Raw genomic sequence first — 26,169 nt, 5'->3', positions numbered from 1 at the left:
ATTGTAATAATAAGTGGACCCTAAAAAGATACTTAAAGATGTAATGATAAAAAATATATTACTTCTCATTTTCAAACTCTCAAGGCTTACTTTCAATAAAGAATCTTCTTTCAAATTATCCCCACCTTCTCGCTTTAAATTTAGTTTTTTAAAATGTAAATAATTCTAAAAATATTATTATGTAACATAATCATAACACAAAAATGATTTAAGTAACATGATTTTTTAGAAAAATTGATTCTCGTATATTTTTTGCATATAATTTTCTTATTACGAAAAAAAGGAAGTGTATTATATGGTTGATATCTTTAGCAGATTCCTTGAGGTAACGAATAATATTTTATGGTCATATATTCTTATTGCAATGCTAATCGGCTTCGGTCTTTACTTCTCTTTTAAATTAAAATTTGTCCAAATTACTCATTTCAGTGAAATGGTCAGCTTAATTAGTAAAGGGTTTAATCGAAAGGAAAAAAAGAAAGATAGCATCTCCCCATTCCAAGCATTTTGCTTAAGTGCAGCAGCACGTATCGGTATCGGAAACTTAGCCGGTGTAGCATTAGCAATTTCAATGGGTGGACCTGGCGCAATATTTTGGATGTGGTTTATCGCAATTATCGGAGCAGCTACTAGTTTCGTAGAATGTACGCTCGCTCAAATTTATAAAGTAAAAGATGGTAGCAGGTTCCGTGGTGGGCCGGCATATTACATGGAAAAAGGATTAAACAAACGTTGGATGGGTGTTTGGTTCTCACTTCTTATTACAGTTGCGTACGGATTAATTTTCAATTCAGTACAAGCGAATACAGTAACAATAGCGTTTGAAAATGCTTTTGGACTAGAGCGAACGATCGTAGGAGCTCTATTAGCCTTATTAGTTGCAGTCATTATTTTTGGTGGTATTAAGAGCATTTCACGTATTACAGAAATGATTGTTCCGCCAATGGCAATCGTTTATATTGGCGTGGCTATTTTTGTCGTTATTAACAACTTCAGTATGTTACCAAGCATTTTTATGGAAATCTTTAACGGTGCATTCGGTTTAGACCAAGCCATCGCTGGTGGTATTGGAGCAGCAATCAAGTTCGGAATTCAGCGCGGTTTATTCGCGACAGAAGCAGGAATGGGTAGTTCTCCTAATGCAGCCGCAACATCTGATGTATCTCACCCTGTAAAACAAGGACTTGTTCAAGCGTTAGGCGTTTTCGTAGATACATTCTTAGTATGTACATCAACAGCATTTATCGTATTATGTTCTGGACTTTACAAAGGATCAAATTTAGAAGGTATCGAATTAACACAAAACGCATTAAGTTCACAAATTGGACCGTGGGCAAGCACTTTCTTAGCGATTATTATTTTCCTATTCGCTTTCAGTTCACTTCTAGGAAACTACTATTACGGTGAAACAAATATTGCATTCATTAAAGAAAGCAAAACATGGTTAATGATTTATCGTGTTGCAGTTGTTGGAATGGTATTCTTCGGATCAATTGCTGCTCTTAAAACAGTTTGGAGTTTAGCTGATTTATTCATGGGACTAATGGTATTCACAAACTTAATTGCCATCTCATTCCTTAGCAAATTTGCTTACGCTGCATTAGTAGACTATTTGAAGCAAAAGAAGCAAGGAAAAGATCCTGTCTTCGTTGCAAACTCTATCCCTGGCTTAAAGAATACAGAGTGCTGGGATGGACAGGATGTAGAAGAAAAACAAAAGGCTGTTTAACAAATAAAAGCGGAAGCGGCTCGTTCAGAATCGCAGGACACTTCAAGCTCTCGACCTTGAAGCGCTTTTTGCTTCGAGCGAGAGAGCGAAATGACCGGAGATTCTAGCCGCTGGAGCTGGATATTAATTAAAAGCGGAGGTGACTTGCTCAGAACAGGAGGGCATTGGAGCTCCTGACGAAGAGGCGTTCTTTGCCTCACAGGAAGGCGCGAAATGACCGACTGGTCTAGTCACCGGAGCTGGATATCACTAAAAGCACAAGTGGCTCGTTTAGAACAAGAGCTATATATTAAACAAAATCCCTATTACTCCACAGTAATAGGGATTTTTATTTACAACAGTTCATAATTTGTTCAAATTAATTCCAGCAAAAGGGTTGATTTATAGAGATTACTAGATTATAATAATTATAAATTAGTAATTGATATCACATAACAACTCAAAAGGAGATTGATCATAATGAACAAACAAGTAATCGAAGTATTAAACAAACAAGTAGCAGACTGGAGCGTTTTATTCACAAAACTTCACAACTTCCATTGGTACGTAAAAGGACCTCAATTCTTCACATTACACGAGAAATTCGAAGAACTTTACACAGAATCAGCTACTCACATCGATGAAATTGCAGAACGTATTTTAGCAATTGGCGGCAAACCAGTAGCAACAATGAAAGAATACTTAGAACTATCTTCTATTCAAGAAGCAGCATACGGAGAAACTGCAGAAGGGATGGTCGAAGCAATCATGAAAGACTACGAAATGATGCTAGTCGAACTGAAAAAAGGCATGGAAATCGCTCAAGACTCTGATGATGAAATGACATCTGACCTACTACTAGGCATCTACACAGAACTAGAAAAACACGCTTGGATGCTACGTGCGTTCTTGAATCAATAATATGTAAAAGCGGAGGCGGCTTGCTCAGAATCGCAGGGCATTGGAGCTCTCGACCTTGAAGCGCTTTTTGCTTCGAGCGAGAGAGCGAAATGACCGGAGATTCTAGCCGCTGGAGCTGGATATCATCTAAAAGCGAAGCCACCGAACATTCTAGCTACCGGAGCTGGATATTACTTTAAAGCAGAAGCGGCTCGCTTAGAACAGGAGGGTGTTGGAACTCCTGATTACGAGGCGCTTTTTGCCTCGAATGAAGGAGTGAAACAACCGACTGTTCTAGCCGCTGGAGCTGGATATCATTAAAAGCGGAAGCGGCTCGCTCAGAGTCGCTTTTTTCTGTAATGGTTGCACTTAACGGTACACGAAATTATATCAACGATTTTTCAAATATATCGATCATTACTCGAAATATATCAACGATTTTTTCATTATATCAATCATTACCCGCAATATATCAACGATTCAACAAAGGATATCAATTTGCCGACAAATCACGACAATATCAGCGCCCCTCTCCTCCACTTTCATCACTATATTACAATCTCATCTATGTTAAAATATAGGAAACACCCTTTAGTATCATAGATCCAAAAAGCTTTTCCAAATTCATCATTTACTACTTAAATGACGGGAGTGGTTCAGTTGAAAGACTACTTAATTAGAGCATTTTTTGCGTTAATAACAGTTGGGATTCTCTTACTTATAGCTAATATTTTCAATATACGTGTCGAGGTTAAGGACTATGCTTTCCTCGTTGTCGTAGCAATTGGTGGCGGCTGGGGTGGCTGGTACCTGTATAAAAAACAAAGTAATCAAAATGATAAAGGCATTCCAAAGTAATATGGAATGCCTCTTTTATTGCCTTCTGTAATAAATAATGAAATTCAGGCCACTAATACAACCAATCGCAATAAACATACAAAACGATTGTGGATCTCCAGCCAAATTATACTCATCAACAATAAAGCCAATCATAAAGAGTGTTATCGCCGAAACACCGATACACAATATCGAAATAAACCAAAGCGAAAATTCATTAATTAGCTCTTTCTTCTGCGTTGAAACGATTAGCATAACAAGAATAGACGCTGCTAAAATACTTTTAAAAACAGGACGTAAATACACAAACTCCTCCATCAATTTCTCCTTTTCCAAAAAACATCATATCTCAACATTAACATATTTAACCAATTTAAAACACATGCCATCTTAAATTAAAACGACATGTGTTTCCGTATTTGCTATGATAGTTGCTTCCACTTCGTTCCCAAAACAGGACGCTCATAATTTTGGATTGCATGAATTAGTTTATCTGCTGTCTCTGCTGAAACGATTAATTCTTTATTTGATGGATTCATAAATCCTTCTTCCGCTGCACGTTCAACCATTTGCAAAATTGGTCCGTAAAAACCTTTTATGTTTAATAAACCAACCGGCTTATTATGTATACCAATTTGTGACCAACATACAACTTCAAATAGTTCTTCAAACGTTCCGTATCCGCCTGGAAGCGCAATAAAAGCATCCGCAAGCTCTGCCATTTTAGCTTTACGTTCGTGCATCGTCTCTACTTCAATTAATTCTGTTAATCCTGTATGCACAATTTCTCCTCGGAATAGACCGCGCGGCATAACACCTGTTACACGTCCACCTAAACGAAGAACTTCGTTTGCTACTTCTCCCATTAATCCGACACATGAACCACCGTATACGAGCTCATAGTCGTTCTCAACAAACATTTTACCTAACTGAATTGCCTGCTCTTTAAATTCTGGTCTCTCCCCTAAATTTGAACCTGCAAACACACAAATCTTTCTCATTCTTACACCCCGAAACTATATATTGTTATGATACAATGAACATTGTACAACATATTGAGGGGATGAGAAAGAAATGGATATCGTTGCATTTCAAAGATGGGTTGAGGAATTTTACGAAAAACGAAGCTGGTCACAGTATAATGCTTTTATTCGGTTAAATTTCTTAACAGAGGAAGTTGGAGAAGTTTCACGCGTTGTTCGCGCAATCGAAATCGGTCGTGATCGTCCTGATGAAGACGCGAAAACAGAAGAAGAGCTAAAACAAGAACTAAAAGAAGAACTTGGTGATGTACTATCTAACCTTATTATTCTTTCGCAAAAATATGATTTAGACTTACAAGACATTATGGACGCACACGTCACAAAGCTTTCGAAAAGGTTCGAGACATCCAAATGAGAATATTATCAATTATGGTATAATATTCTTGTCACAATACTAAGGGGGATTTTATGTTATCAAAAAAATTGCACGACGCATTAAATGAACAAATGAACTTTGAATTTTACTCTGCCCATGCTTATATGGCAATGGCTGCTTACTGTACAGCGGAGAGCTATGATGGATTCGCTAACTTTTTCCTTGTACAAGCTGAAGAAGAACGTTTCCACGCAATGAAACTTTACAACTATATTAATGACCGCGGAGAGCGTGCTATTATTACTGGATTTGATAATCCGAATAACGAATACGAATCTGTATTAAACGCTTTTGAAATCGCACTTGAACACGAGCGTGAAGTAACGAAGCGTATTTATAACTTATCTGATATCGCTTGGGACGAGCGTGAACATGCAACAATTACATTCTTAAAATGGTTCGTTGACGAACAAGTGGAAGAAGAAGCTTCATTCGATAGCATCATTCAAAAATTAAAACGTATTACAAGCGATTCAAACGCACTGTTTATGCTAGATGCTGAATTAGAGAAACGTACATTTACGCCTCCAGCTGAATAATATTTCAATCACCTTAATACATGTATTAAGGTGATTTTTTTGTTTGCTCTCTATCTTAAAATCACCTTAAATTTCCTCATATTTGACATAGTGCCAGCTATAAAATGGTATTATTTTCAATATAAAAACGAATATACGAGGAGAGGAAAAATGAATCAACGTGTAGAAGCTGTTGATGCAATTCGTGGTTTCGCTTTGTTTGGCATTTTACTAGTCAATATGACATTAATTCAATTCGGGTTCTTCACCAGTGAAAAACCAACTTATCTATTCGGCGATCTTGATAAAGGCGCTAATTGGTTTATTCAATTCTTCGGCACACATAACTTTATATCCCTATTTTCTTTTCTATTTGGGCTTAGCATTATTTTGTTACAAAAAAGTATTATCGCAAAAGGAAAAAAATTCTTCCCCACATACATAAGACGTATTATCATTCTTTTACTACTAGGCTACATTCACGGCACTTTTGTTTGGGAGGGCGATATTTTATTTGCATACGGAATAATCGGGATTTTCTTAATGATGTTCATCAATCGAAAACCGAAAACTTTGCTCATTTGGGCGATTATTCTACTCGCACTTATTACACTTATGTCTTATCAAACTGATCCATCTACAAATATAGATGATTTTGCACCTTATACTGAAAAAGAACATAAAGTCCATCAAACTGGAAGCTATATGGATCACGTCAACTTTAGATTGACTGAAAATCCTTTTGATTACATGGGAATTGACGGTGCATTCGGATTATTTTTCATATCAGTTTTCGCAATAATTTTTATGTCTCCACTGTTCCTACTCGAAATGTATGTAGGGAAAAAAGGCTGGCTATTTGAGGTCAGTAAACATATACCTGCTATCAAAAAAATATGGTTTGCCACCGGTCTCTTCTCTTTTACAATTAAAATCTTAGCTATGTTCGTAAAGCACCCGCTTTTAATTATGCTACAAGATGGCCTTACACCAGTAACTATGACCTTCTTTTACGGAAGCACGGTTATTTTATTATTCCATTATAAAAAAGCGACTCGTCTCCTAACATACATGGCGAACATGGGGAAAATGTCCGTTAGTAATTACTTAGCGCAATCTATTATCGCAACAACCATTTTTTACGCATATGGATTTGGCTTATACGGGAAAATTGGCTATTTCTTCGGTATTCTTTTAACCATCGGAATTTATACGATTCAATTATTCGTTAGCACCTATTGGCTCCAAAAATACCGAATGGGGCCAGTGGAATATGCGTGGAGACTGGGAACTTATTTAGAGAAACCACGTTTTAAAAGAGACTTGGATAAAGCAAGTTAAACAAAAAAAGCAATGAGCCCACGCTCATTGCTTTTCTTAATTTATTAAAGCATAACCCCAACGATAATCGCTGATAATATACTTACTAACGTTGCACCGTATACAAGTTTTAAACCGAATGATGATACAACGTTTGCTTGTTTGCCATCGATACTCTTCGTTGCACCTGCGATAATTCCGATAGATGAGAAGTTCGCAAATGATACAAGGAAGATAGATAAAATACCTACTGTACGAGCTGATAAATCACCAGCTACTTTTCCAAGGTCAAGCATTGCAACGAATTCGTTCGTTACTAATTTTGTTGCCATAATTTGTCCTGCTTGTAGCATCTCTGATGTTGGAATACCCATTACGAATGCTAATGGTGAGAAGATGTATCCTAAAATGCTTTGGAATGTGATTCCGAAAATTGAATCGAATACACCGTTAATTGCTGTAATTAATGCTACGAAACCGATTAACATCGCCGCTACTGTTACAGCGATTGAGAAACCAAGCATAATATATTCGCCTAACATTTCAAAGAATGTTTGTTTCTTGTCTTCTTGTAATTCTAAAATATCGTCTTCTTCTTTTACTTCATATGGATTAATGATATGAACGATAATGAATCCACTGAATAAGTTTAATACAAGTGCTGTTACTACATATTTTGGATCAATCATTTTCATATAAGAACCGACGATTGACATCGATACTGTAGACATTGAAGATGCACAAAGTGTGTATAAACGATTTTTCGGTAATTTGCTTAGTTGATCTTTTACTGTAATGAATACTTCCCCTTGACCAACGATTGCAGCTGCTACCGCATTATATGATTCTAGTTTTCCTAAACCGTTAACTTTACTTAATAGGAAACCGACTGCACGAATGATAATCGGTAAAACTTTAATATGTTGCAGAATCCCGATTAATACTGCTAAGAAAATAATTGGTAATAATACTGTTAAGAAGAATGGTGCTTGTCCATCGTTTGCTAGACCACCAAATACGAAATTAACCCCAGCTTCCGCAAATTTTAAAATAGCGCCAAATCCATCTGCGATCCCTTTTACTAATACAAATCCGACCTTTGTATTTAGTAAGAAATACGCAAGTACCAATTGAATGACAAGCATAAGTGCAATTGGTTTATATTTAATTTTCTTACGATCTGAACTGATAAGGAAACCTAGTACAAATACTACAAGTAAACCGACTAGAAACATTACTATTTTCATATGTGAATCCTCCACTTCTCCCATGAGTTATTGGTCGTATAACGTATAACGTATAACGAATGACGTCTGACCATTGATGTTAAAAAAATTTAAAACCCCTAAATACTATTCAACTGTCATCTAAAATCAGTAAGCGTTTACATAAATTGCAATTTATAAAAGGTAGCCTCTTCTCTCCTACCATATTTGAAAGTCTGAAATTGATACCACCTACAAATCAAATTGTAAGCGTTATCTAGACGAAATGCAATATAAATTTTAAAAGATTTTTATATGTTAATATATTCCTAATTAATTGGTTTTTTCATGCAATTTTACCATAAAAATAGCCCTAGCTATGAGCTAGGACCATCCTTTTTTACCCCGATTGGTGAGGGCTAATAATCAGCGGGGGATAAAGCCACCCACTGATTAAAGTTTCACTTTATAACATAACACCAACGATAATCGCTGATAGAATACTTACTAATGTCGCACCATACACAAGGCGTAGACCAAATGATGATACAACATTTGATTGATTTTCATCGATACCTTTCGTTGCACCTGCGATAATTCCGATAGATGAGAAGTTCGCAAATGATACAAGGAATACAGAAAGAATACCAACTGTACGAGCCGATAAATCACCAGCTACTTTTCCAAGATCAAGCATCGCAACAAACTCATTTGATACTAATTTTGTTGCCATAATTTGTCCCGCTGTTACCATCTCAGCTTGTGGGATACCCATTACGAATGCTAATGGTGAGAAAATATATCCTAAAATAGCTTGGAATGTAATACCGAACACGGAATCAAACAAGCTATTAATTGCTGTAATTAATGCTACGAAACCAAGTAACATAGCTGCTACTGTAATCGCAATCGTGAAACCAAGCATAATGTACTCGCTCAGCATTTCAAAGAATGATTGTTTTTTCTTATTTTCTAATTTCAGTGTATCTTCTTCTTCTGTAATATCGTACGGGTTAATAATATGAATGATAATGAAACCACTAAATAAATTTAATACAAGTGCTGTTACTACATATTTCGGTTCGATCATTTTCATATAAGAACCAACGATTGACATCGACACCGTCGACATAGAAGATGCACATAATGTATATAAACGATGTTTTGGGATTTTACTTAATTGATCTTTTACTGTAATAAATACTTCCGCTTGTCCAACAATGGCAGCTGCTACTGCGTTATATGATTCTAGTTTTCCTAGACCATTTACTTTACTTAACAACGTACCAATAGCACGAATAAATACAGGTAAAATTTTAAAGTGTTGCAGAATTCCGATTAAAACGGCAAAGAATACGATTGGTAATAGCGCTGTTAAGAAGAATGAAACCTCTCCTTTATTAACAAGACCACCAAATACGAAAACGATTCCAGCTTCCGCATATCCAAGAAGTGCCCCAAATCCATCTGAAATTCCTTTTACTAAAATATAACCGACTTGCGTATTTAATAAGAAATAAGATAATGCTAGCTGAATAATAAGCATAATTGCGATTGGTTTATACTTAATCTTCTTTCGATCGGCACTTATAAGAAAACCGAGTACAAATACAACAAGTAATCCTACAAGGAACATAACAAACTTCATTAATAAAATCCTCCATTTAACTCTTCATTAACGTTGAACGTCTGACCACTCAAAACAAGAAATAATCCGAACTTTCTATTTCTCCTCCAAAACCTTCAATCGAATAGGAAAAATCATAAAACCTCTTGTTTCAAAGGCATTTATCATTCTAACACAAATCACATCTCACATCCGCACTTTCCTTAAAAAAATTACATTTTATTATAAAACACTCATTAATGTTCGTCTTTTACTCCCAACAAATATATGGATAAAACAAAAAATGAGCATCAAGTTTCACTTGATGCTCACCTCATTATACTGCTTTTTCTTTATCAGCTACTTGCTCTTCCCAGCACTCTGTATTTTCCAGGCCTGGAATTGAATTCGCATAAAAGACTGGATCTTTTCCTTGTTTCTTTTGCTTTACGTAATCTGATAATGCTGCAAAGGCATACTTAGAAAGGAATACGATTGCCACTAAGTTAATAACAGCCATAATACCCATGAATAAATCTGCTACATCCCAAACGATTTGAATTGTCGCTACAGATCCTAGCATAACCATACCAAGTACAGCAATGCGGTATGCATTTAATAACACTTTACTTCCATTTAAGAACTCAATATTCGTTTCACCATAGTAGTAGTTACCTACTAATGAACTAAATGCAAACAAGAAGATCGCAACTGCTACAAATATAGAAGCCCATGGACCGATATGTTGACTTAACGCCTGCTGCGTTAATTGAATTCCATTTAAATCAGCTGCATTATGCACATCTGATAAAAGAATAATAAATGCTGTACAACTACAAATTAATAATGTATCAGTAAATACCCCTAAAGTTTGAATGAAACCTTGTTTAACTGGGTGCGTTACGTTTGCAGTTGCTGCTGCGTTCGGCGCACTACCCATACCTGCTTCATTTGAGAATAACCCACGTTTTACCCCTAATAAAATCGCAGCTCCTAATCCTCCGCCTACTACTTCTTTAATTCCGAAAGCATGTAAGAAAATTTCTTTAAATACATATGGAATTGCCGTAATGTTTGTTACAACAACGAATAATGCCACTGCTACATAAATAATTGCCATTACTGGAACAATCATTTCAACCGCGCGAGCAATTCGTTTTACTCCGCCAAAAATAATAACTGCAAGTAAACCAGCCATTACAAGACCTACTAATCTACTATCTGTTTTGAATGCTCCATCAAAAGCAGCTGCTACAGTATTAGATTGCACAGCGTTAAAAATCAATCCAAAACTTACTGTTATTAATACAGAGAAAATAGCTCCAAGCCAGCGTTTATTTAAACCCTTTTCCATATAATACGCTGGACCACCACGGAACGTATTCCCATCTTTCACTTTATAAATTTGCGCTAATGTGCTCTCTACAAATGCAGAAGCACCCCCAATTACCGCGATTAACCACATCCAAAATACTGCTCCTGGACCACCTGCTGAGATTGCAATAGCTACACCAGCTAAGTTACCAGTACCTACACGAGAAGCTGTACTCATACAAAATGCTTGAAATGATGATACGCCGCTCTTCTCTTTTTGCGCTTTTCTCGTTTTCGAGCTTGCTCCATCCCCAAGCAAACGAATCATTTCACCGAAGTAACGAACTTGGACAAATTTCACACGAAATGAAAAATAGAGCCCTAACCCAATTAACATCGCAATAATGACATATGACCAAAGGATATTATTTACATCCCCAATTACCTTAGCTAAAAAATCCATATTTGCATTGCCCCCTCTTCCTAACAATAAGAAAATTATATTCTAAAAACTTTAAGTAATCAAGAACTTTATGTAAGGTTTTATGACATGAGTATGTCAAATATCTTAACGTATATGTTTTTTTACATAAAAATATAGCCATCACATGCATTTATCCAATACTCAATCACTTATCCTCTTCGACCAGTCATACTTTTAAAATAGTACGTTCCCCACAAATAACGAGAGGAACAAACAAAAAAAGTTATATTAATAATTACCTCTCACCCTTTTCATCATTTACTACAACAAAAAAGGCGAGCATCGAATTCATCTCGATGCTCGCCTTTTCATTATACTGCTTTTTCTTTATCCATTACTGCTGACTTATCCCAACACTCTGTATTTGTTAAGCCAGGAATAGAATCTGCACTGAAGACTGGATCTTTTCCTTGTTTCTTTTGTCTTACATAGTCTGCCAATGCAGCATACGCAAATCGTCCAAGAAGTGTAATCGCAATTAAGTTTGTGATTACCATTAGTCCCATAAATAGATCCGCCATATTCCATACAACTTGAAGCGTCGCAACAGAACCGAATAATACCATTCCTACTACCGCAATACGGTAAATCGTTAACCACGTTTTACTTTGTTTAATGAATTCAATATTCGTTTCACCATAATAGTAGTTTCCTAAAAGAGAACTAAATGCAAATAAGAAAATAATAATCGCTAAGAAGCTACTTGCCCATGGACCGATTTGTGAACTTAATGCATTTTGCGTTAACTCAATACCTTCTAAATTTGTTGCTTTATATGCACCAGAACATAGTACGATAAATGCTGTTGATGTACATACTAAGAATGTATCTACTAATACGCCAATTGTTTGAATAAAACCTTGTTTTGCTGGATGCGTTACATCAGCCGTCGCTGCCGCGTTTGGCGCACTACCCATACCTGCTTCGTTCGCAAATAATCCGCGCTGAATACCGTATTTCATCGCAGCGCCGATACCGCCACCTACAGCTGAATCTAAACCGAATGCACCTTTAAAGATTTCCGTAAACACATCTGGTATTAAATAGAAGTTTTTAATAACAACAAAAATAGCTACCGCAATATAAATAAGCGCCATTGGCGGAACAATCATTTCCGACATACGTGCAATACTTTTTACACCACCAAAAATAATAACCGCAACTAATGCAGCTAATACAATACCAACAATATAACGCTCTAAACCAAATGCATTTTCAAATGCTAATGTTACTGTATTCGCTTGTACTGAGTTAAAAATTAAACCGTAACTAATTGTAATAAGGATAGAGAACCAAATTCCCATCCAACGTTTATTTAAACCTTTTTCCATATAATAAGCAGGACCACCACGGAAGCCACTGCCATCTTTTATTTTATAAATTTGGGCCAGCGTACTTTCTACAAAACTTGAAGAAGCCCCGATAATCGCAATAACCCACATCCAAAATACCGCGCCAGGTCCTCCCATAGATATAGCTAACGCTACACCAGCTAAGTTACCGATACCAATACGAGCTGCTGAACTCATACAAAACGCTTGGAAAGAAGATACACTACCTTTTTTACGCGTCTTTCCAGTTAATCCATCACTCATTAGTCGAACCATTTCCCCTAAATGAGTAATTTGTACGAATTTCAATTTAATAGAAAAATAAAGACCTAAACCAATTAACATCGCAATAAGAATATATGACCAAAGAATTGTATTCGTTGATGAAACAAATTGCTCTAAAATATTCATACAATTAACCCCTCCTTTTCTCCATAAAACGAATTATATTTAAAAAACATTCAAAAATCAACATTTTTCGACAATTTGCAATTTCCAAATATTAGCCAGGCTCGCAGTAACAATATCTTTATGACTGCCCTCCCTCTAACTGTGCATACTAAAACAAAAAATAAATTCACAAACAACCCCATTGACAAAAACACCAACCTGTAACTATAATGATTACAACAGGTTGTAACAAACCTAATTACAATACATTCATTCACTTTGAGATATACACTTTAACAAAACACTTTGGAGGGATTTATTATGAAAATCGGAATTATCGGAGCAACTGGTAAAGCAGGAAGTCGTATTTTAAAAGAAGCATTAGATCGCGGACATGAAGTAACTGCAATCGTAAGAAACGCTGCAAAAATTACAGAAGAAAACGTAAAAGTGTTAGAAAAAGACGTATTTTCTCTTACATCTAACGACCTACAAGCATTCGATGTAGTTGTAAATGCATTCGGTGCTCCAGCAGGACAAGAACACCTTCACGTAGATGCAGGAAACGTACTAATTGAAGCGATGAAAGGTGCACCTAACACAAAATTACTTGTAGTTGGCGGCGCTGGAAGCTTATTTGTAGACGAAAAGAAAACAACACGTGTATTTGAGACACCAGGTTTCCCAGGCGAATACCTTGCAACAGCTCAAAACCAAGGCAAAAACTTAGAAATCTTACAACAAACAAATGATATCACTTGGACATTCATCAGCCCTTCTGCACTATTCGCATTAGGAAAACGCACTGGTTCTTACAAAGCTGGTAAAGACAACCTTCTTGTTAACGCAAAAGGTGATAGCTACGTAAGTTACGAAGATTTCGCAGTAGCAGCACTTGATGAAATCGAAAATCCAAAACATGTAAACGAACGCTTCACAGTAGTTTCTGAAGCTGAATAATAAAAAAGCTCGTAAAACATTATGTTTTACGAGCTTTTTCTTATTATTGTACTTGCTCTAAGCCATTTTGAGTAATCTTGAAGGAAATCTCTTTAAATTTTTTCGCATCCCCTTTTCCAATTAACTCACCAGTTTTATACCAACTTAAACGATCAGATTCTGCATGATACACTTTTACTACATCACCATACTCGAACATCATACCATTTACTTGCTCAGCAAAATTCTTTGAAGTCTCTTGTCCTTCTGCCGTTACATGCTTTTTCTCGGTTCCATTTTGATCATATACCGTAAGTCCTATATACTGTTCATTTACAAAACGATAATGTATTTCACCATCAGTAAATGTTGCATGTAATTTCTTCGCATCATGATTTAAGGTAACGATTGAACGCGTTACATCAGCCACACCTTGGTATACTATACTATCTCCATACATCACTTCTAATGAAGCTTCCGTCACTTTCTTATTACCAAAGCGATCTTTTGTTTCTACTTTTACTTTTTGTTCACCAATTTTTGTTGTATTCGGTTTTTCTACAAATCCGAGTACTTCTCCATCTTTCACTTGAACAAAGTTTTTTGCATCTAATTTTTCAGCGTCTGTTCCAATTACTACTTTTTGTGGTACTGCTGTTACTTCTTGCCCAGCTTCCATTCTTTCAAAGCCGTTTTCAGTAATTTTGAAGACTAGTTCCTTTATCTCTTTATTCTTTCCTTCTCCCGCATATACACCTTTTTTGTACCAGTGTAGGCGTGAAGATTCTGCATGATATACTTTCAACATATCTCCATACTCAAATGTTAATCCATTTACTTCCTTGGCAAAAGCTTTCGTATTTTCCATACCTTTTACCGCTATATTTTTCTTCACTCTTCCTTCTTTATTGTACAGAGTAAATTCAAAATACTTCTCATCTTTAAAGTAATCATGAATCAAATTATCCGTATCTGTCGCACTCATTTTTTTCGTATCATGATGTAACGTTATAATCGATTTCATATCGTCACTACCATAACTTAATCCATATACAAATAGGCTATCTCCATAAGTTACTTCTACTGGAACTTCCGTCACTTTCTTATTTCCGAAACGATCTTTCGTTTCTACTTTTACTTTTTGTTCACCAATCTTTGTCGTATTCGGTTTTTCTACAAATCCAACTACTTCTCCGTCTTTCACTTGCACAAAATCTTTTGCTTCTAATTTTTCAACGTCTGTTCCAATTACTAATTTTTGTGGTACTGCCGTTACTTCCTGCAGAGCTTCTAATCTTTCAAATCCATTTTCAGTAATTTCAAAGAATAATTCTTTTATTTCTTTATTTTTTCCTTCTCCCACATATAAACCTTTTTGATACCAATGTAAACGTGAAGACTCTGCATGGTATACTTTCACCACATCTCCATATTCAAATGCTAACCCATTTACTTCCTTGGCAAAAGCTTCTGTATTCTCCAAGCCTTTTACCTCTATATTTTTCTTCTCTTTTCCCTCTTTATTGTACAAGGTGAATTCAAAATACTTCTCATCTCCAAAGTAATCATGAATCAAATTATCCGTATCTGTCGCACTCATTTTTTTCGTATCCTGATGTAACGTTATAATTGATTTCATATCGTCACCATCATAGCTTAACCCATATACAAGTAAACTATCTCCATATGTCACTTCTAATGGAACTTCCGTCACTTTCTTATTTCCAAAACGATCTTTCGTTTCCACTTTTACTTTTTGTTCACCGATTTTCATTGTATTCGGTTTTTCTACAAAACCAATTACTTCTCCACCTTTTACTTGAACAAAGTTGTTCGCCTCTAATTTTTCAGCGTCTGCCCCGATTACTACTTTTTGCGGTACTGCTTCTACTTCCTGTATACCGTCTATTAGTTCATATCCTTGTGGAGTAATCTTAAAGAACTTTTCTTTTTTATTCTTAGCTCCACCTTGCTCTACAAGTTTATTACTTTGATACCAATCGAAACGACTTGGTTCTGCATGATATACTTTCATAATATCGCCATATTGAAGTTCAACACCTTCAAGTTGCAAAGCAACTTTTTTAGAATTTTCTTGACCTTCTATAGAAATATTTTTCTTTTCATTTCCGTCCTTATCATATAAGGTAATCCCTACATACTTTTCATTTTTAAAGCGCTCATGGAACTCATTACCAACGAAAGAAACGTTGATTTTCTTTTCATCATGAAGGAGCGTTATAACAGAATTTACCTCATCACCGTAACCTTTAAATACCATAGTATCTCTATAAAGACTGTTAACTGGAACAGAAATGAAATTCCTCTGTCCTTTCTCATCCTCAATTTCTACTAATACCGCTCTTTTTCCAACCTTTAAATCCAGCCACATAATTCTACCTGTTACTTTTACATTTTCACCTAAATTTTGAACAAGACTATTTGCTAGATTTTCATTAAAATTCGCACCAACGATGAGATCTTGTACCACATTAGACGCTTCACCATAAGGAAGCCCGCCGTATGGTTTCACTTGTTTTTCACGAATAATATTACTATCTGTTGCTTTCCATATTTCTTTTTCTAATTTAGGTAAATTTAAATTTTCGATTTTCCCTCTAACCTCATCATTTGGACCTAATCCCCATTTCTCAAAAAACGGTACTAAGTTTTGTTTAGCCGCTTTCGATGCCATATAAATAAACATTTGCTTTTTATCTTCATCTGAAGCAGGCATTTCAGATTCTGGTAATAAGCGATACATTTGATGTAAATTAAGGTAAAAATGCTCTCCATAAGCTAAATCAAGTTGCCAAAACATTACTAGTTTCTCGAATTCTTCCATATTTTTTTGAGCATCAGGATTATCTAAGTAAGCAAAAGCTTTTTTATAATGACCATCTTCTTCTAGACTTGATTTATTGCCTAACATTCTTTGAACCGATAATGAATATATATTTACTGTTACTTCTCCTACACCTGACCAAAACCAAGGAGCTTGCTGATGTAAATGCCCTACTTCATGCCACGGTCCCCAGCCATCTCCTTGTAATCTCTTTATATTTAAAACCCTATCCATAGTCTCTGGAACATACCCTGTATGATAATGAGTAGCAAACATCCAATCATCTTTATCTGGTTTTCTCTTTTCAACAAATTGGATATAGTGGTTTGGAGCTTTTGACACCCCTATACCATCTTCAGATAATCCTGCTACAGAATTTTCAAAGCGAATAATCTTATCATGTAGCCTCATTAATTCTACTGGATCCGTCTCTCCCATATAGTTTTCCACTGCTTCAGGACTTGCAGTAATTAAACTTCTCTCACCCTTCAATTCAACTGCATAAGGATTTTTATACTTCTTTAACATTGCATCCCAATCTTTTTTTGTGTGCTTCCCTAAGATAAATAATGGAAAATGACTTCCTCCATGAATAACTGAAGCTGTTACTTCGCCATCATTATTCATGTTATAAAAATATAGTATTCCACCTATTGAAGATGAAATATTATTTTCACCAGGTTTTAACTCAAATTCTTCAAACCCTTTTTCATCATATGACTTCGTTCCTATGAACGCTTTAATAGATTGCGTTCCTTTTATTTCAATTTTAATTTCTTCATTTGGACCAGCATAAATTCCAGTTGGTTCATTCGCTGAAAGTACATAACGTACTTTTAAGCGTTTTTGCTCTTCTTCAATACTACCTTTCCCAGGCAAATGAAACGTTCTCTGCTCCAAACGATTCTCTTTACTCTCTTCCAACTGCCCGCCCTTATTCTCTTCCAAAGGCGCCGCATATCCTTTCGATGCTTCGAAAGCTACTGGTGATAATAATGTAGATATACAAATACCAGCTACTAATACCCTACTCTTTTTCTGCTTTGACATAATCTGTGTCCCCTGTCCTTTTTTTAGACAAACCATCCTATATATTCATTTAATAAGAAATCCTATTATTTTTATAAAAACATTTAACGAATAGACTAACGCCTCTCGCACCTATATCAATTACTTCCGCATTTCTCTAAATGTATTCGCTTTCTTACATTGTAAAATTTTTCATGTATTATGCCCTCCTCACTTCACTCTACTTGTGATGAGTTCTCTTCTTACATAAAAGAAACATAGTAAAAGATATATTTTAGTCTCGTCATCTATACATCTAAAAATAAAACCTTACATTTTCTTCATATATGACCACCTATAGGTAGTTTTTCCAACTGAATTGTACACGCTTTACACTTTGTTTGATAGACTTTTCAATTAGAATAATGTTACAATTTTGTGAATTTAATCTATTTATTGTAACGTTTGGATTTTATTATATTTTGTTATTTCCAAATAATTTTCTCAACATAAAAACAGTGTTTTATCTAATTAATAATTATCTTGATATAATTTTAAATTTCATATATAAAAAGCATTGGTTAACACCAATGCTTTCATCCTTACCTTTTATATTGATTCGGTTTATGCGGTTCATTTGGAGTATGTGGTTTATTATTATCATGACCATTTCCTTTTTTCCAACTCACTGATAACTCCGGACTTGTTTCTTCTTCACTACGCTCAAGTAATACAACTGCATTTTGAATTGTGGGTGTACCTTTATGTGCAATCCCTTGTAGCTTCGTTAATTTCCCGATTACTTTAAAGCTAAATCCACCAGCTGGTGTTTGTTTCGGAATTAAAATGCGGAACTTCTCTCCTACATTAAATTCTGTTTTTGTTTCGCCCTTTTCATTTGCAAATTTCACGCCCGCTGGTGCACCTGTTGGTTGCACTTTATACGTTCCGCTTTTTGCATTTGTTTCTACTGTATATAAGCCTGTTTCAAAGAAATCATTTTTCAATACCGCTTCTTGTTCTTCTGTTGGTACGACACTCATCGTAATTTCTTGTAACTCTTCACTAGCGCTAGCTTTTGCAACGATATCTTTCGTCACCTTTTCTACATTTTTATTACGGAAATCTAAATCATTAATATCGATTTGTTTTAACGCATTCCATACTGCAAGCTGCGTTGCATAATGAGCTTCTCTCCAATCAGAAACACCTAATTCTTGCGGGCTCTTTTGTGGATATCCATTCAATAATACGCGATATACGTTAATATCCACTTTCCCCATTTCCGGTAAATCTTGACCGCTTGGAGATTTTAAATCTACATTTAAGCAAAAAGCAATTTTGCCATCTGCCGTTTTAATAAGCTCTGTTCGAATTGGTTTCTTCTTGGACTTACTATAACTCCAATCCATTTGATACTTTGTATGGTCCATCACTTCTGCGAATGCTTTTTGAAGTGGGAATAACACAAATAAAACACTTAAAAACATAGCTAAAAGTTTGAACGATTGCTTTATATTCATGTTCACAGCCCCTTAATAACAAACTTAATACTAAGTAGTATTTAATTAGAAAATATTTTTATACAAAAAAAAGAGTGCTTTTACGCACTCTTTTTTCTTACCTTAATCTTAGAAATCGAAGTTATCAGGATCTGGACCAACGCGGTGATTTTGATTTAACGCATCGATTTTTTCCATATCTTCTTTCGTTAATTCAAAGTTAAATACATCAGCATTTGCAATAATGCGGTGTTCTTTCGTTGATTTTGGAATTGTAATCACTCCATTTTGAAGATCCCAACGTAAAATAACTTGCGCTGTTGTTTTGCCATATTTCTCAGCAATCTCTTGTAATGTTTCGTTATCTAATAATTGACCTTGCATAAGTGGTGACCATGCTTCCATTTGAATACCTTGTTCTTTACAGAAAGCTTGTAATTCTTTTTGTGTTAAACGAGGGTGGTATTCTACTTGGTTAATCATTGGCTTAATTTCTGCATCTTTCATTACATCTTGTAAGTGGTGAATTTGGAAGTTACTTACGCCAATTGCACGTACGAGATTTTCTTTATAAAGTGTTTCTAGCGCTCTCCACGTATCTTTATATTTTCCTTCTACAGGCCAGTGAACAAGATATAGGTCTAAATACTCTAGTTCTAATTTCTTTAAGCTCTCTTCGTATGCAGCAATTGTTTCTTCGTATCCTTGATCTGCGTTCCATACTTTTGAAGTGATAAATAATTCTTCTCTTGAAATACCAGTCGCTTCAATACCTGCACGGATTCCTTCACCTACAGCTTTTTCATTTCCGTAAATTGCAGCTGTATCGATGCTACGGTATCCTGCTTTAATCGCTGATTTTACAGCTTCTACAAGTTCTGGTCCTTCTTCTACTTTAAATACACCTAAACCGAACCAAGGCATTTCTACACCATTATTTAATACTGTTTTACTTTGTAAGTTTTTCATTTTATTTTCTCTCCTTTTATTTTACTTGATCTCTTTTTTCTAATGTCATGCTCCACGCTGTTAAAATCACAGCACCTACTACCATAATTCCGCCTACCCAAGCCGTATGAATTAATCCTAACGAGTTCGTTACAATACCGCCCAAGTAAGCACCAAGAGCAATTCCTGCGTTAAATGCTGCGATGTTAATCGCCGATGCTACATCAACAGCGCTAGGTACAAACCTCTCAGCCAAGATAACGACATACACTTGTAGCCCTGGGACATTCATAAACGCAAATAGTCCCATAAAAATAATTGTAATGAATCCAGCAACTTTAAATGGTGCTGTAAATGTTAAAACAAATAATACAATCGCTTGAATAAAGAACATGTAAAATAACGCTCGAATCGGATTATGATTTGATAATTTTCCACCGACCATATTCCCAATCGCAATTGCAATTCCATACACTAACAAAATAATTGTAACGGTACTTGCTTTAAATCCTGTTACTTCTTGTAATAACGGAGATAAATACGTAAATGTTACGAACGTTCCCCCATATCCTAATGCAGTAATAATAAATACAAGTAACAGTCTTCCATTCGTAATCAGCTTAAATTGATCGCGAAATGATACGGACGTACCTTTTTTTAAATTAGAAGGAATTAGCATACTATTGGCGATTAAAGCAACGATTCCAATGGCCACAATAACAATAAACGAGGCCCTCCAGCCAAATTGTTGACCGATAAACGTTCCAATTGGCACACCTGTAATAGTCGCAACTGTTAATCCAGTAAACATAATCGCAATGGCACTTGCACGTTTATTCTCAGGTACAAGAGCAGCCGCAATTGTAGATCCAATTGACATAAAAACACCATGTGCAAATGCAGATACAACCCTCGCAATAAGTAACACAGTAAAACTTGTTGCTACTGCCGCAATGCCATTACCAATAATGAAAATAATCATAATCCACATTAATAACGTCTTTCGCGACATACTAGCTGTTAATGACGTTAATACTGGAGCACCAAACGCTACTCCTAATGCATATAAAGAAACAGTTAACCCCGCTGTTGTAACAGAAACATGTAAATCCTCTGAGATAGATGGTAATAAGCCGACACTAATAAATTCAGTTGTACCAATTCCAAACGCACTAATTGCTAGTGCTAATAAAGCAAACATACTTCTCCGATTCGTCTGTACTGCCGAAGAAGATACTGTATATGAATTCAATTGAACTCCTCCTTAATGCGAGAAATCCAATCATAATAGTATGATAAAAAGGCCTTTTTATCTTCTACAAAAATAACTTTACTGTTGATATACGCTATTATGAATGGCTTTACTCTTTTTTTGAAGAACGCACTTAAAAGTACGATAGGTACCTAAAAGTAACATAGGCACTTTTTAGTACCGTACTACTCATTTCCCTCTTACGTATGCTATTATGGAACATATTCAACATGATAAAAAGTACGTACTTTAAAGTGCTATAGGCACTTTTTAGTAACATTTAATTATTTAGCTTCTTTTGTTGGAGAACTTAAATCTACATTCATCAAAGGAGATTTTTATATGAAAAAATATAATATTCCCGTTGAAGCGACTTTAGAGGTTATCGGTGGAAAATGGAAGGTTGTTATCCTTTGTCATCTAACGAAAGGCACAAAAAGAACGAGTGAACTAAAACGTTTAATGCCTGGGATTACACAAAAAATGTTAACTCAGCAATTACGTGAATTAGAAGACGATGGGGTCATTCAAAGAAAGGTATACAATCAAGTACCACCAAAAGTAGAATATTCACTTACAGAATACGGTTGGTCTTTAGAATCCATTCTTGATTCTCTTTGTACTTGGGGCGAATGCCATCTTGAAAAAAGCGGTAACACATCGATGCTAATTGTAGAAGGTGAATAATAGGAAAAAGGAAAAAACGAACATGAATTTGTTCATTTTTCCCTTTTTTTCTTTATATGTATATACATTTCTAACTGGAACAAAATATTTTATACGCTTTCATACCTTGTCAGCACTACGTTATACACTCAATATCAAATAATTAGGAATCATTTTTATGTTAACATAGGTGTATATAGTATATAATATAGGATATATATTATATACACTTTCCGGTAGCGGAGCTTTTCCATTATGCGGACAAGCCATGTATCGGACAGTTCATAAATGATAAGTAAGACGTTATGGTTTTAGATTTATGTTTGCAGCTTACTTGCTGTCGTAAATTTAAAGGCATTTTATTGTGTTTTGTGAAACTTTGTATAAAGTTTCGTAAACGTTTACTATCTTACTTATAAAAAATAAGAGTATTGCTATCGTAAAGGAGAATTGGAGATGCCAGAAACTATGACTCAAACAAAGCCAGAACAAGAAACTGTACAAATTTCTGCTAGCCAAGGACAACTTGATGTACTTGATCAGTTGTTAAAACCTGAGGTACAAGAATCATTAACAACACTAGTAGAACAGCTTCCAAAATTAACTGAGCTTGTTAACATTTTAACTAAATCTTATGACTTCGCTCAAACTGTTGCTACTGATGAAGTATTAAAAAGCGACACTGTTGGTGCAATTACAGAGCTTGTAGAACCTGTAAAAGATACAGTGAAAAGCATGGCTGCAACTGCAATCGAAGCGAAAGATCGTGCTGAAGAAAGCAACGAAGTTATCGGCCTATTCGGTCTTTTAAAATTACTAAAAGATCCACAAGCACAAAAAATGTTCCGCTTTGTGAACGCATATCTTCAAATTAGTGCAGAACGTAACAATAAATAATTTAACTTATAACAACAATTAGTAAAGACGGGGGATATCATACTATGTCAAAACAAATTGTCATCTTAGGCGCTGGTTATGGCGGTCTTCTTGCCGCTTTAAACGTACGTAAATATTACAGCAAATCAGAAGCACAAGTTACAGTGATTAACCAATACCCAACACACCAAATCATCACTGAACTACACCGCCTTGCAGCTGGTAACGTGTCTGAGCAAGCAGTTGCAATGCCACTTACAAAGCTTTTCAAAGGTAAAGATATCGATCTTAAAATCGCAACAGTTGAGTCATTCTCAGTTGATAGCAAAGAAATCAAACTAGCTGGCGGCACTACTTTATCTTACGATGCACTTGTAGTTGCTTTAGGAAGTAAAACTGCTTACTTCGGTATTCCAGGACTAGAAGAAAACAGCATGGTATTAAAATCTGCTGCTGATGCAAACAAAATCTACAAACACGTTGAAGACCGTATTCGTGAATACGCGAAAACGAAAAACGAAGCTGACGCTACAATCGTAATCGGTGGTGGCGGATTAACTGGCGTTGAGCTAGTTGGTGAGCTTGCTGACATTATGCCTAAACTTGCAAAAAGCCACGGCGTAAATCCAAAAGAAGTTAAACTTCTTCTTGTTGAAGCAGGTCCAAAAATCCTTCCAGTATTACCAGACCACTTAATCGAACGTGCAACTACTAGCCTAGAAGCACGCGGCGTTACATTCTTAACTGGTCTTCCTGTAACAAACGTTGCTGGCAACGAAATCGACTTAAAAGACGGTCAAAAACTTGTTGCTAACACATTCGTTTGGACAGGCGGCGTACAAGGTAACCCATTAATCGGTGAATCAGGTCTTGAAGTTAACCGTGGACGTGCAACAGTCGATGCATACCTACAATCTACTTCTCACAAAGATGTATTCGTTGCTGGAGACAGCGCTGTTGTCTTCGCTCCAGACGGACGTCCATACCCACCAACTGCACAAATCGCTTGGCAAATGGGTGAGTTAATTGGATACAACTTATACGCAGCACTAGAAGGCAAAGCATTCGAAGAGTTCGCACCTGTAAACTCTGGAACACTTGCTAGTCTAGGACGTAAAGATGCTGTTGCTACAATTGGAGCAAGCAATACTCCACTTAAAGGCTTACCAGCATCATTAATGAAAGAAGCAAGTAACGTTCGTTACTTATCACACATTAAAGGTCTATTCAGCTTAGCTTACTAATCTGAATATAAGCCCGAATCATGCCCTGCATGGTTCGGGCTATTTTTATCCGTAATTTTCTCTAACTTATTTATTCGGCAAAAAAATTATATACCCTTTAAATTTATCTAAATATACTGACTTTTAACAATGAAAGCTGTCCCGTTCGGAACAGCTCTTATTGTCGCTTTTTGTCGGTAAATCGATATATCGGGAAAATCGCTGATATATTCGGATTTGCGCTGATATATTTCGAGTTACGGTCGATATATTCAAAAAATCGCCGATATAATTTTTTCACCCTCTTCATTATCCTAACTTCACAAGGCTGTAGTTCTTCTTCCCTTTACGAATAATAATAAATCTTCCATCAAACGAATTTTCTACAGTAACATCCGTACCCACATCTGTTACTTTCTCACCATTCATAGAAATCGCACCATTATTAATGTCCTCGCGTGCTTGTCGTCTAGATGGTTCGATTCCTAAATCGACTAGCCACTCTACGATGTTTTTCGTCTCTTTTGAAGACTGAAATGTTGGCATTTCTTTAAAGCCTTGTTCAATTTCATCAGCTGTTAACGATTTAATATCTCCGCTAAATAACGCTGCTGTGATTTTTTCAGCTTGCAGGAACGCCTCTTCTCCATGAACGAATTTCGTCATTTCTTCTGCTAACACTTTTTGTGCTTCACGTTTATGAGGCTCCGCTTCTACCCTCGCTGCTAATTCATCAATACGCTCTTTCGTTAAGAACGTAAAGTATTTCAAGTATTTAACGACATCACGATCATCTGTATTTACCCAGAACTGGTAAAATTCAAACGGTGTCGTTTTTTCAGGATCAAGCCAAACCGCACCACCTGCTGATTTACCAAACTTCGTACCATCCGATTTTAATAATAATGGAATCGTTAATCCGAATACTTTCGCCTCATGACCTTCTAACTTACGAATTAAATCTAAACCACTCGTAATATTTCCCCATTGGTCACTACCACCAATTTGAAGTTGAACATCCTCTTTCGTGTATAAATGATGGAAATCCATCGCTTGCAAAATTTGGTACGTGAATTCCGTGAAAGAAATACCTGTATCTAAGCGGCTTGCTACAATATCCTTCGCTAACATGCTATTGATGCTAAAGTTTTTCCCGTAATCACGTAAAAACTCAATAATATTTATTTCATGTGTCCAATCATAGTTATTTACCATCTTCACTTCGCTATTTCCGCCAAAATCAAATAGCTTTTTCATTTGTGCTGTTAACGCATCTACATTATGCTGAACCACTTCTAACGTTTGAAGCTGACGCTCTGATTGTCGTCCACTCGGATCACCAATTGTTCCTGTTGCCCCGCCAATTAAAATAACAGGATGATGGCCAGCTAATTGGAATCTCTTCATCATCATAAACGGAATCAAATGTCCTATATGCATACTATCACCAGTCGGATCAACTCCGCAGTATAGTGAAATCTTTTTCTCTTCTACTAGCTTGCGTAAACCTTCTTCGTCAGTCTGCTGATTAACGGCGCCGCGCCATTCTAATTCATCAATAATATTCATCTTTTGTCATCCCCTTTATTTTTTAAAAACAAAAAAGCCCCTACGTCTACGATAGACATAGGGACGATTATTCACCGTGTTACCACCCAGTTTGCATAAATAGCATAGCTACTCATACCACTCTTAGCAATAATATCGATTGCTAGTCCGCTTAGCATTACCTAAGATACTCCAGAGTGTAATTCGCAAGTTTGTTTGTGCTAGGTTACAGCAACCCCTAGCTCTCTCGTTAACAGTGACAAACTGCTACTGGGCTCTTTCAACGTATGTTATTTGTTAAATTATTAGCCATTATATTGAATCGAAAAC

21 protein-coding genes and 1 other annotated feature are annotated in these 26,169 nt (G+C 35.9%); of the genes, 10 read left to right on the top strand and 11 right to left on the bottom strand.

Going from position 1 to position 26,169, the window contains the following annotated elements:
• The first annotated feature begins 295 nt into the window (after positions 1 to 295).
• The 3 genes from CGQ22_RS10945 (at position 296) to CGQ22_RS10930 (ending at position 3,466) form a co-directional block, all read left to right on the top strand.
• Positions 296 to 1,729: an alanine/glycine:cation symporter family protein gene (locus tag CGQ22_RS10945; protein WP_000227591.1), complete on the top strand. Its 1,434-nt coding sequence runs from the start codon at positions 296 to 298 to the stop codon at positions 1,727 to 1,729.
• Between the two features lie 459 nt (positions 1,730 to 2,188).
• Entirely contained in the window at positions 2,189 to 2,629 is a 441-nt protein-coding gene (locus tag CGQ22_RS10940; RefSeq protein WP_001041895.1) for a Dps family protein, read from the top strand.
• A gap of 639 nt (positions 2,630 to 3,268) precedes the next feature.
• A complete protein-coding gene (locus CGQ22_RS10930; RefSeq protein WP_000656312.1) occupies positions 3,269 to 3,466 on the top strand; it encodes a hypothetical protein in 198 nt (65 codons plus the stop codon).
• 15 nt (positions 3,467 to 3,481) lie between these two features.
• Here the strand turns inward: CGQ22_RS10930 and CGQ22_RS10925 are convergent, their stop codons facing one another.
• A complete protein-coding gene (locus tag CGQ22_RS10925; protein WP_000390916.1) occupies positions 3,482 to 3,763 on the bottom strand; it encodes a hypothetical protein in 282 nt (93 codons plus the stop codon).
• Between the two features lie 104 nt (positions 3,764 to 3,867).
• On the bottom strand, positions 3,868 to 4,446 hold the full coding sequence (locus CGQ22_RS10920; protein WP_001225751.1) for an LOG family protein: 579 nt from the start codon (positions 4,444 to 4,446) through the stop codon (positions 3,868 to 3,870).
• 73 nt (positions 4,447 to 4,519) lie between these two features.
• Between CGQ22_RS10920 and CGQ22_RS10915 the strand changes: the two genes are divergently transcribed.
• The 3 genes from CGQ22_RS10915 (at position 4,520) to CGQ22_RS10905 (ending at position 6,723) form a co-directional block, all read left to right on the top strand.
• The gene (locus CGQ22_RS10915; RefSeq protein ID WP_000355748.1) at positions 4,520 to 4,843 is read left to right on the top strand and encodes a MazG nucleotide pyrophosphohydrolase domain-containing protein; all 324 of its coding nucleotides are present in this window, start codon (positions 4,520 to 4,522) and stop codon (positions 4,841 to 4,843) included.
• Positions 4,844 to 4,896: 53 nt separating this feature from the next.
• Positions 4,897 to 5,403: a ferritin gene (locus tag CGQ22_RS10910; RefSeq protein WP_000949398.1), complete on the top strand. Its 507-nt coding sequence runs from the start codon at positions 4,897 to 4,899 to the stop codon at positions 5,401 to 5,403.
• 150 nt (positions 5,404 to 5,553) lie between these two features.
• Entirely contained in the window at positions 5,554 to 6,723 is a 1,170-nt protein-coding gene (locus CGQ22_RS10905; protein WP_089148696.1) for a DUF418 domain-containing protein, read from the top strand.
• A gap of 44 nt (positions 6,724 to 6,767) precedes the next feature.
• Here CGQ22_RS10905 and CGQ22_RS10900 read toward each other — a convergent pair whose 3' ends face one another.
• The 4 genes from CGQ22_RS10900 to CGQ22_RS10885 form a co-directional block, all read right to left on the bottom strand.
• Positions 6,768 to 7,949 (bottom strand): NupC/NupG family nucleoside CNT transporter, encoded by a 1,182-nt coding sequence (locus tag CGQ22_RS10900; RefSeq protein WP_000706848.1) that lies wholly within the window; start codon positions 7,947 to 7,949, stop codon positions 6,768 to 6,770.
• A 424-nt stretch (positions 7,950 to 8,373) separates the two neighbouring features.
• Complete coding sequence (locus tag CGQ22_RS10895; RefSeq protein WP_000673843.1) at positions 8,374 to 9,555, bottom strand: NupC/NupG family nucleoside CNT transporter; 1,182 nt, start codon at positions 9,553 to 9,555, stop codon at positions 8,374 to 8,376.
• A gap of 295 nt (positions 9,556 to 9,850) precedes the next feature.
• Complete coding sequence (locus CGQ22_RS10890) at positions 9,851 to 11,290, bottom strand: alanine/glycine:cation symporter family protein (protein WP_000346393.1); 1,440 nt, start codon at positions 11,288 to 11,290, stop codon at positions 9,851 to 9,853.
• 332 nt (positions 11,291 to 11,622) lie between these two features.
• Positions 11,623 to 13,053 carry an alanine/glycine:cation symporter family protein gene (locus CGQ22_RS10885; RefSeq protein WP_001022944.1) on the bottom strand — a complete coding sequence of 477 codons (1,431 nt, stop codon included), beginning with the start codon at positions 13,051 to 13,053 and terminating at the stop codon, positions 11,623 to 11,625.
• A 300-nt stretch (positions 13,054 to 13,353) separates the two neighbouring features.
• Between CGQ22_RS10885 and CGQ22_RS10880 the strand changes: the two genes are divergently transcribed.
• Positions 13,354 to 13,992: an NAD(P)-dependent oxidoreductase gene (locus CGQ22_RS10880; protein ID WP_000689908.1), complete on the top strand. Its 639-nt coding sequence runs from the start codon at positions 13,354 to 13,356 to the stop codon at positions 13,990 to 13,992.
• A gap of 43 nt (positions 13,993 to 14,035) precedes the next feature.
• On the opposite strand, the gene CGQ22_RS10875 is transcribed toward CGQ22_RS10880, so the two are convergent.
• The 4 genes from CGQ22_RS10875 to CGQ22_RS10855 all read right to left on the bottom strand — a co-directional run bounded on the left by CGQ22_RS10875 (position 14,036) and on the right by CGQ22_RS10855 (position 21,475).
• On the bottom strand, positions 14,036 to 17,866 hold the full coding sequence (locus tag CGQ22_RS10875) for a putative mucin/carbohydrate-binding domain-containing protein (RefSeq protein WP_089148695.1): 3,831 nt from the start codon (positions 17,864 to 17,866) through the stop codon (positions 14,036 to 14,038).
• Between the two features lie 560 nt (positions 17,867 to 18,426).
• On the bottom strand, positions 18,427 to 19,347 hold the full coding sequence (locus CGQ22_RS10865; protein WP_001022543.1) for a thioester domain-containing protein: 921 nt from the start codon (positions 19,345 to 19,347) through the stop codon (positions 18,427 to 18,429).
• A gap of 108 nt (positions 19,348 to 19,455) precedes the next feature.
• A complete protein-coding gene (locus CGQ22_RS10860) occupies positions 19,456 to 20,295 on the bottom strand; it encodes an aldo/keto reductase (protein ID WP_000793560.1) in 840 nt (279 codons plus the stop codon).
• A 16-nt stretch (positions 20,296 to 20,311) separates the two neighbouring features.
• A complete protein-coding gene (locus CGQ22_RS10855; RefSeq protein WP_003303256.1) occupies positions 20,312 to 21,475 on the bottom strand; it encodes an MFS transporter in 1,164 nt (387 codons plus the stop codon).
• 393 nt (positions 21,476 to 21,868) lie between these two features.
• Here CGQ22_RS10855 and CGQ22_RS10850 point away from each other — a divergent pair, with 393 nt between their 5' ends.
• From CGQ22_RS10850 to CGQ22_RS10840, 3 genes are all read left to right on the top strand, one after another.
• Entirely contained in the window at positions 21,869 to 22,213 is a 345-nt protein-coding gene (locus CGQ22_RS10850) for a winged helix-turn-helix transcriptional regulator (protein WP_000760475.1), read from the top strand.
• A 435-nt stretch (positions 22,214 to 22,648) separates the two neighbouring features.
• The gene (locus CGQ22_RS10845) at positions 22,649 to 23,089 is read left to right on the top strand and encodes a DUF1641 domain-containing protein (RefSeq protein ID WP_001115311.1); all 441 of its coding nucleotides are present in this window, start codon (positions 22,649 to 22,651) and stop codon (positions 23,087 to 23,089) included.
• Positions 23,090 to 23,133: 44 nt separating this feature from the next.
• The gene (locus CGQ22_RS10840) at positions 23,134 to 24,312 is read left to right on the top strand and encodes an NAD(P)/FAD-dependent oxidoreductase (protein ID WP_000043202.1); all 1,179 of its coding nucleotides are present in this window, start codon (positions 23,134 to 23,136) and stop codon (positions 24,310 to 24,312) included.
• 288 nt (positions 24,313 to 24,600) lie between these two features.
• Here CGQ22_RS10840 and tyrS read toward each other — a convergent pair whose 3' ends face one another.
• Positions 24,601 to 25,860: a tyrosine--tRNA ligase gene (tyrS, locus tag CGQ22_RS10835; protein ID WP_046946664.1), complete on the bottom strand. Its 1,260-nt coding sequence runs from the start codon at positions 25,858 to 25,860 to the stop codon at positions 24,601 to 24,603.
• Between the two features lie 56 nt (positions 25,861 to 25,916).
• Positions 25,917 to 26,132 (bottom strand) — a binding site (T-box leader).
• Between the last annotated feature and the right edge of the window lie 37 nt (positions 26,133 to 26,169).

This window comes from Bacillus sp. M13(2017) (assembly GCF_002218325.1).
GTDB classification, from domain to species: Bacteria; Bacillota; Bacilli; order Bacillales; family Bacillaceae_G; genus Bacillus_A; species Bacillus_A thuringiensis_K.
Note: the sequence above shows the minus strand (reverse complement) of the source record. Positions and strands in the feature narration are given on the sequence as shown.

Excerpts from the sequence above, each read along its gene's own strand:
- CGQ22_RS10945 (WP_000227591.1), top strand. The coding sequence starts at position 296 with ATGGTTGATATCTTTAGCAGATTCCTTGAGGTAACGAATAATATTTTA.
- CGQ22_RS10940 (WP_001041895.1), top strand. The coding sequence starts at position 2,189 with ATGAACAAACAAGTAATCGAAGTATTAAACAAACAAGTAGCAGACTGG.
- CGQ22_RS10925 (WP_000390916.1), bottom strand. The coding sequence starts at position 3,763 with ATGGAGGAGTTTGTGTATTTACGTCCTGTTTTTAAAAGTATTTTAGCA.
- CGQ22_RS10920 (WP_001225751.1), bottom strand. The coding sequence starts at position 4,446 with ATGAGAAAGATTTGTGTGTTTGCAGGTTCAAATTTAGGGGAGAGACCA.
- CGQ22_RS10915 (WP_000355748.1), top strand. The coding sequence starts at position 4,520 with ATGGATATCGTTGCATTTCAAAGATGGGTTGAGGAATTTTACGAAAAA.
- CGQ22_RS10910 (WP_000949398.1), top strand. The coding sequence starts at position 4,897 with ATGTTATCAAAAAAATTGCACGACGCATTAAATGAACAAATGAACTTT.
- CGQ22_RS10905 (WP_089148696.1), top strand. The coding sequence starts at position 5,554 with ATGAATCAACGTGTAGAAGCTGTTGATGCAATTCGTGGTTTCGCTTTG.
- CGQ22_RS10900 (WP_000706848.1), bottom strand. The coding sequence starts at position 7,949 with ATGAAAATAGTAATGTTTCTAGTCGGTTTACTTGTAGTATTTGTACTA.
- CGQ22_RS10895 (WP_000673843.1), bottom strand. The coding sequence starts at position 9,555 with ATGAAGTTTGTTATGTTCCTTGTAGGATTACTTGTTGTATTTGTACTC.
- CGQ22_RS10890 (WP_000346393.1), bottom strand. The coding sequence starts at position 11,290 with ATGGATTTTTTAGCTAAGGTAATTGGGGATGTAAATAATATCCTTTGG.
- CGQ22_RS10885 (WP_001022944.1), bottom strand. The coding sequence starts at position 13,053 with ATGAATATTTTAGAGCAATTTGTTTCATCAACGAATACAATTCTTTGG.
- CGQ22_RS10880 (WP_000689908.1), top strand. The coding sequence starts at position 13,354 with ATGAAAATCGGAATTATCGGAGCAACTGGTAAAGCAGGAAGTCGTATT.
- CGQ22_RS10875 (WP_089148695.1), bottom strand. The coding sequence starts at position 17,866 with ATGTCAAAGCAGAAAAAGAGTAGGGTATTAGTAGCTGGTATTTGTATA.
- CGQ22_RS10865 (WP_001022543.1), bottom strand. The coding sequence starts at position 19,347 with ATGAATATAAAGCAATCGTTCAAACTTTTAGCTATGTTTTTAAGTGTT.
- CGQ22_RS10860 (WP_000793560.1), bottom strand. The coding sequence starts at position 20,295 with ATGAAAAACTTACAAAGTAAAACAGTATTAAATAATGGTGTAGAAATG.
- CGQ22_RS10855 (WP_003303256.1), bottom strand. The coding sequence starts at position 21,475 with ATGTTTGCTTTATTAGCACTAGCAATTAGTGCGTTTGGAATTGGTACA.
- CGQ22_RS10850 (WP_000760475.1), top strand. The coding sequence starts at position 21,869 with ATGAAAAAATATAATATTCCCGTTGAAGCGACTTTAGAGGTTATCGGT.
- CGQ22_RS10845 (WP_001115311.1), top strand. The coding sequence starts at position 22,649 with ATGCCAGAAACTATGACTCAAACAAAGCCAGAACAAGAAACTGTACAA.
- CGQ22_RS10840 (WP_000043202.1), top strand. The coding sequence starts at position 23,134 with ATGTCAAAACAAATTGTCATCTTAGGCGCTGGTTATGGCGGTCTTCTT.
- tyrS (WP_046946664.1), bottom strand. The coding sequence starts at position 25,860 with ATGAATATTATTGATGAATTAGAATGGCGCGGCGCCGTTAATCAGCAG.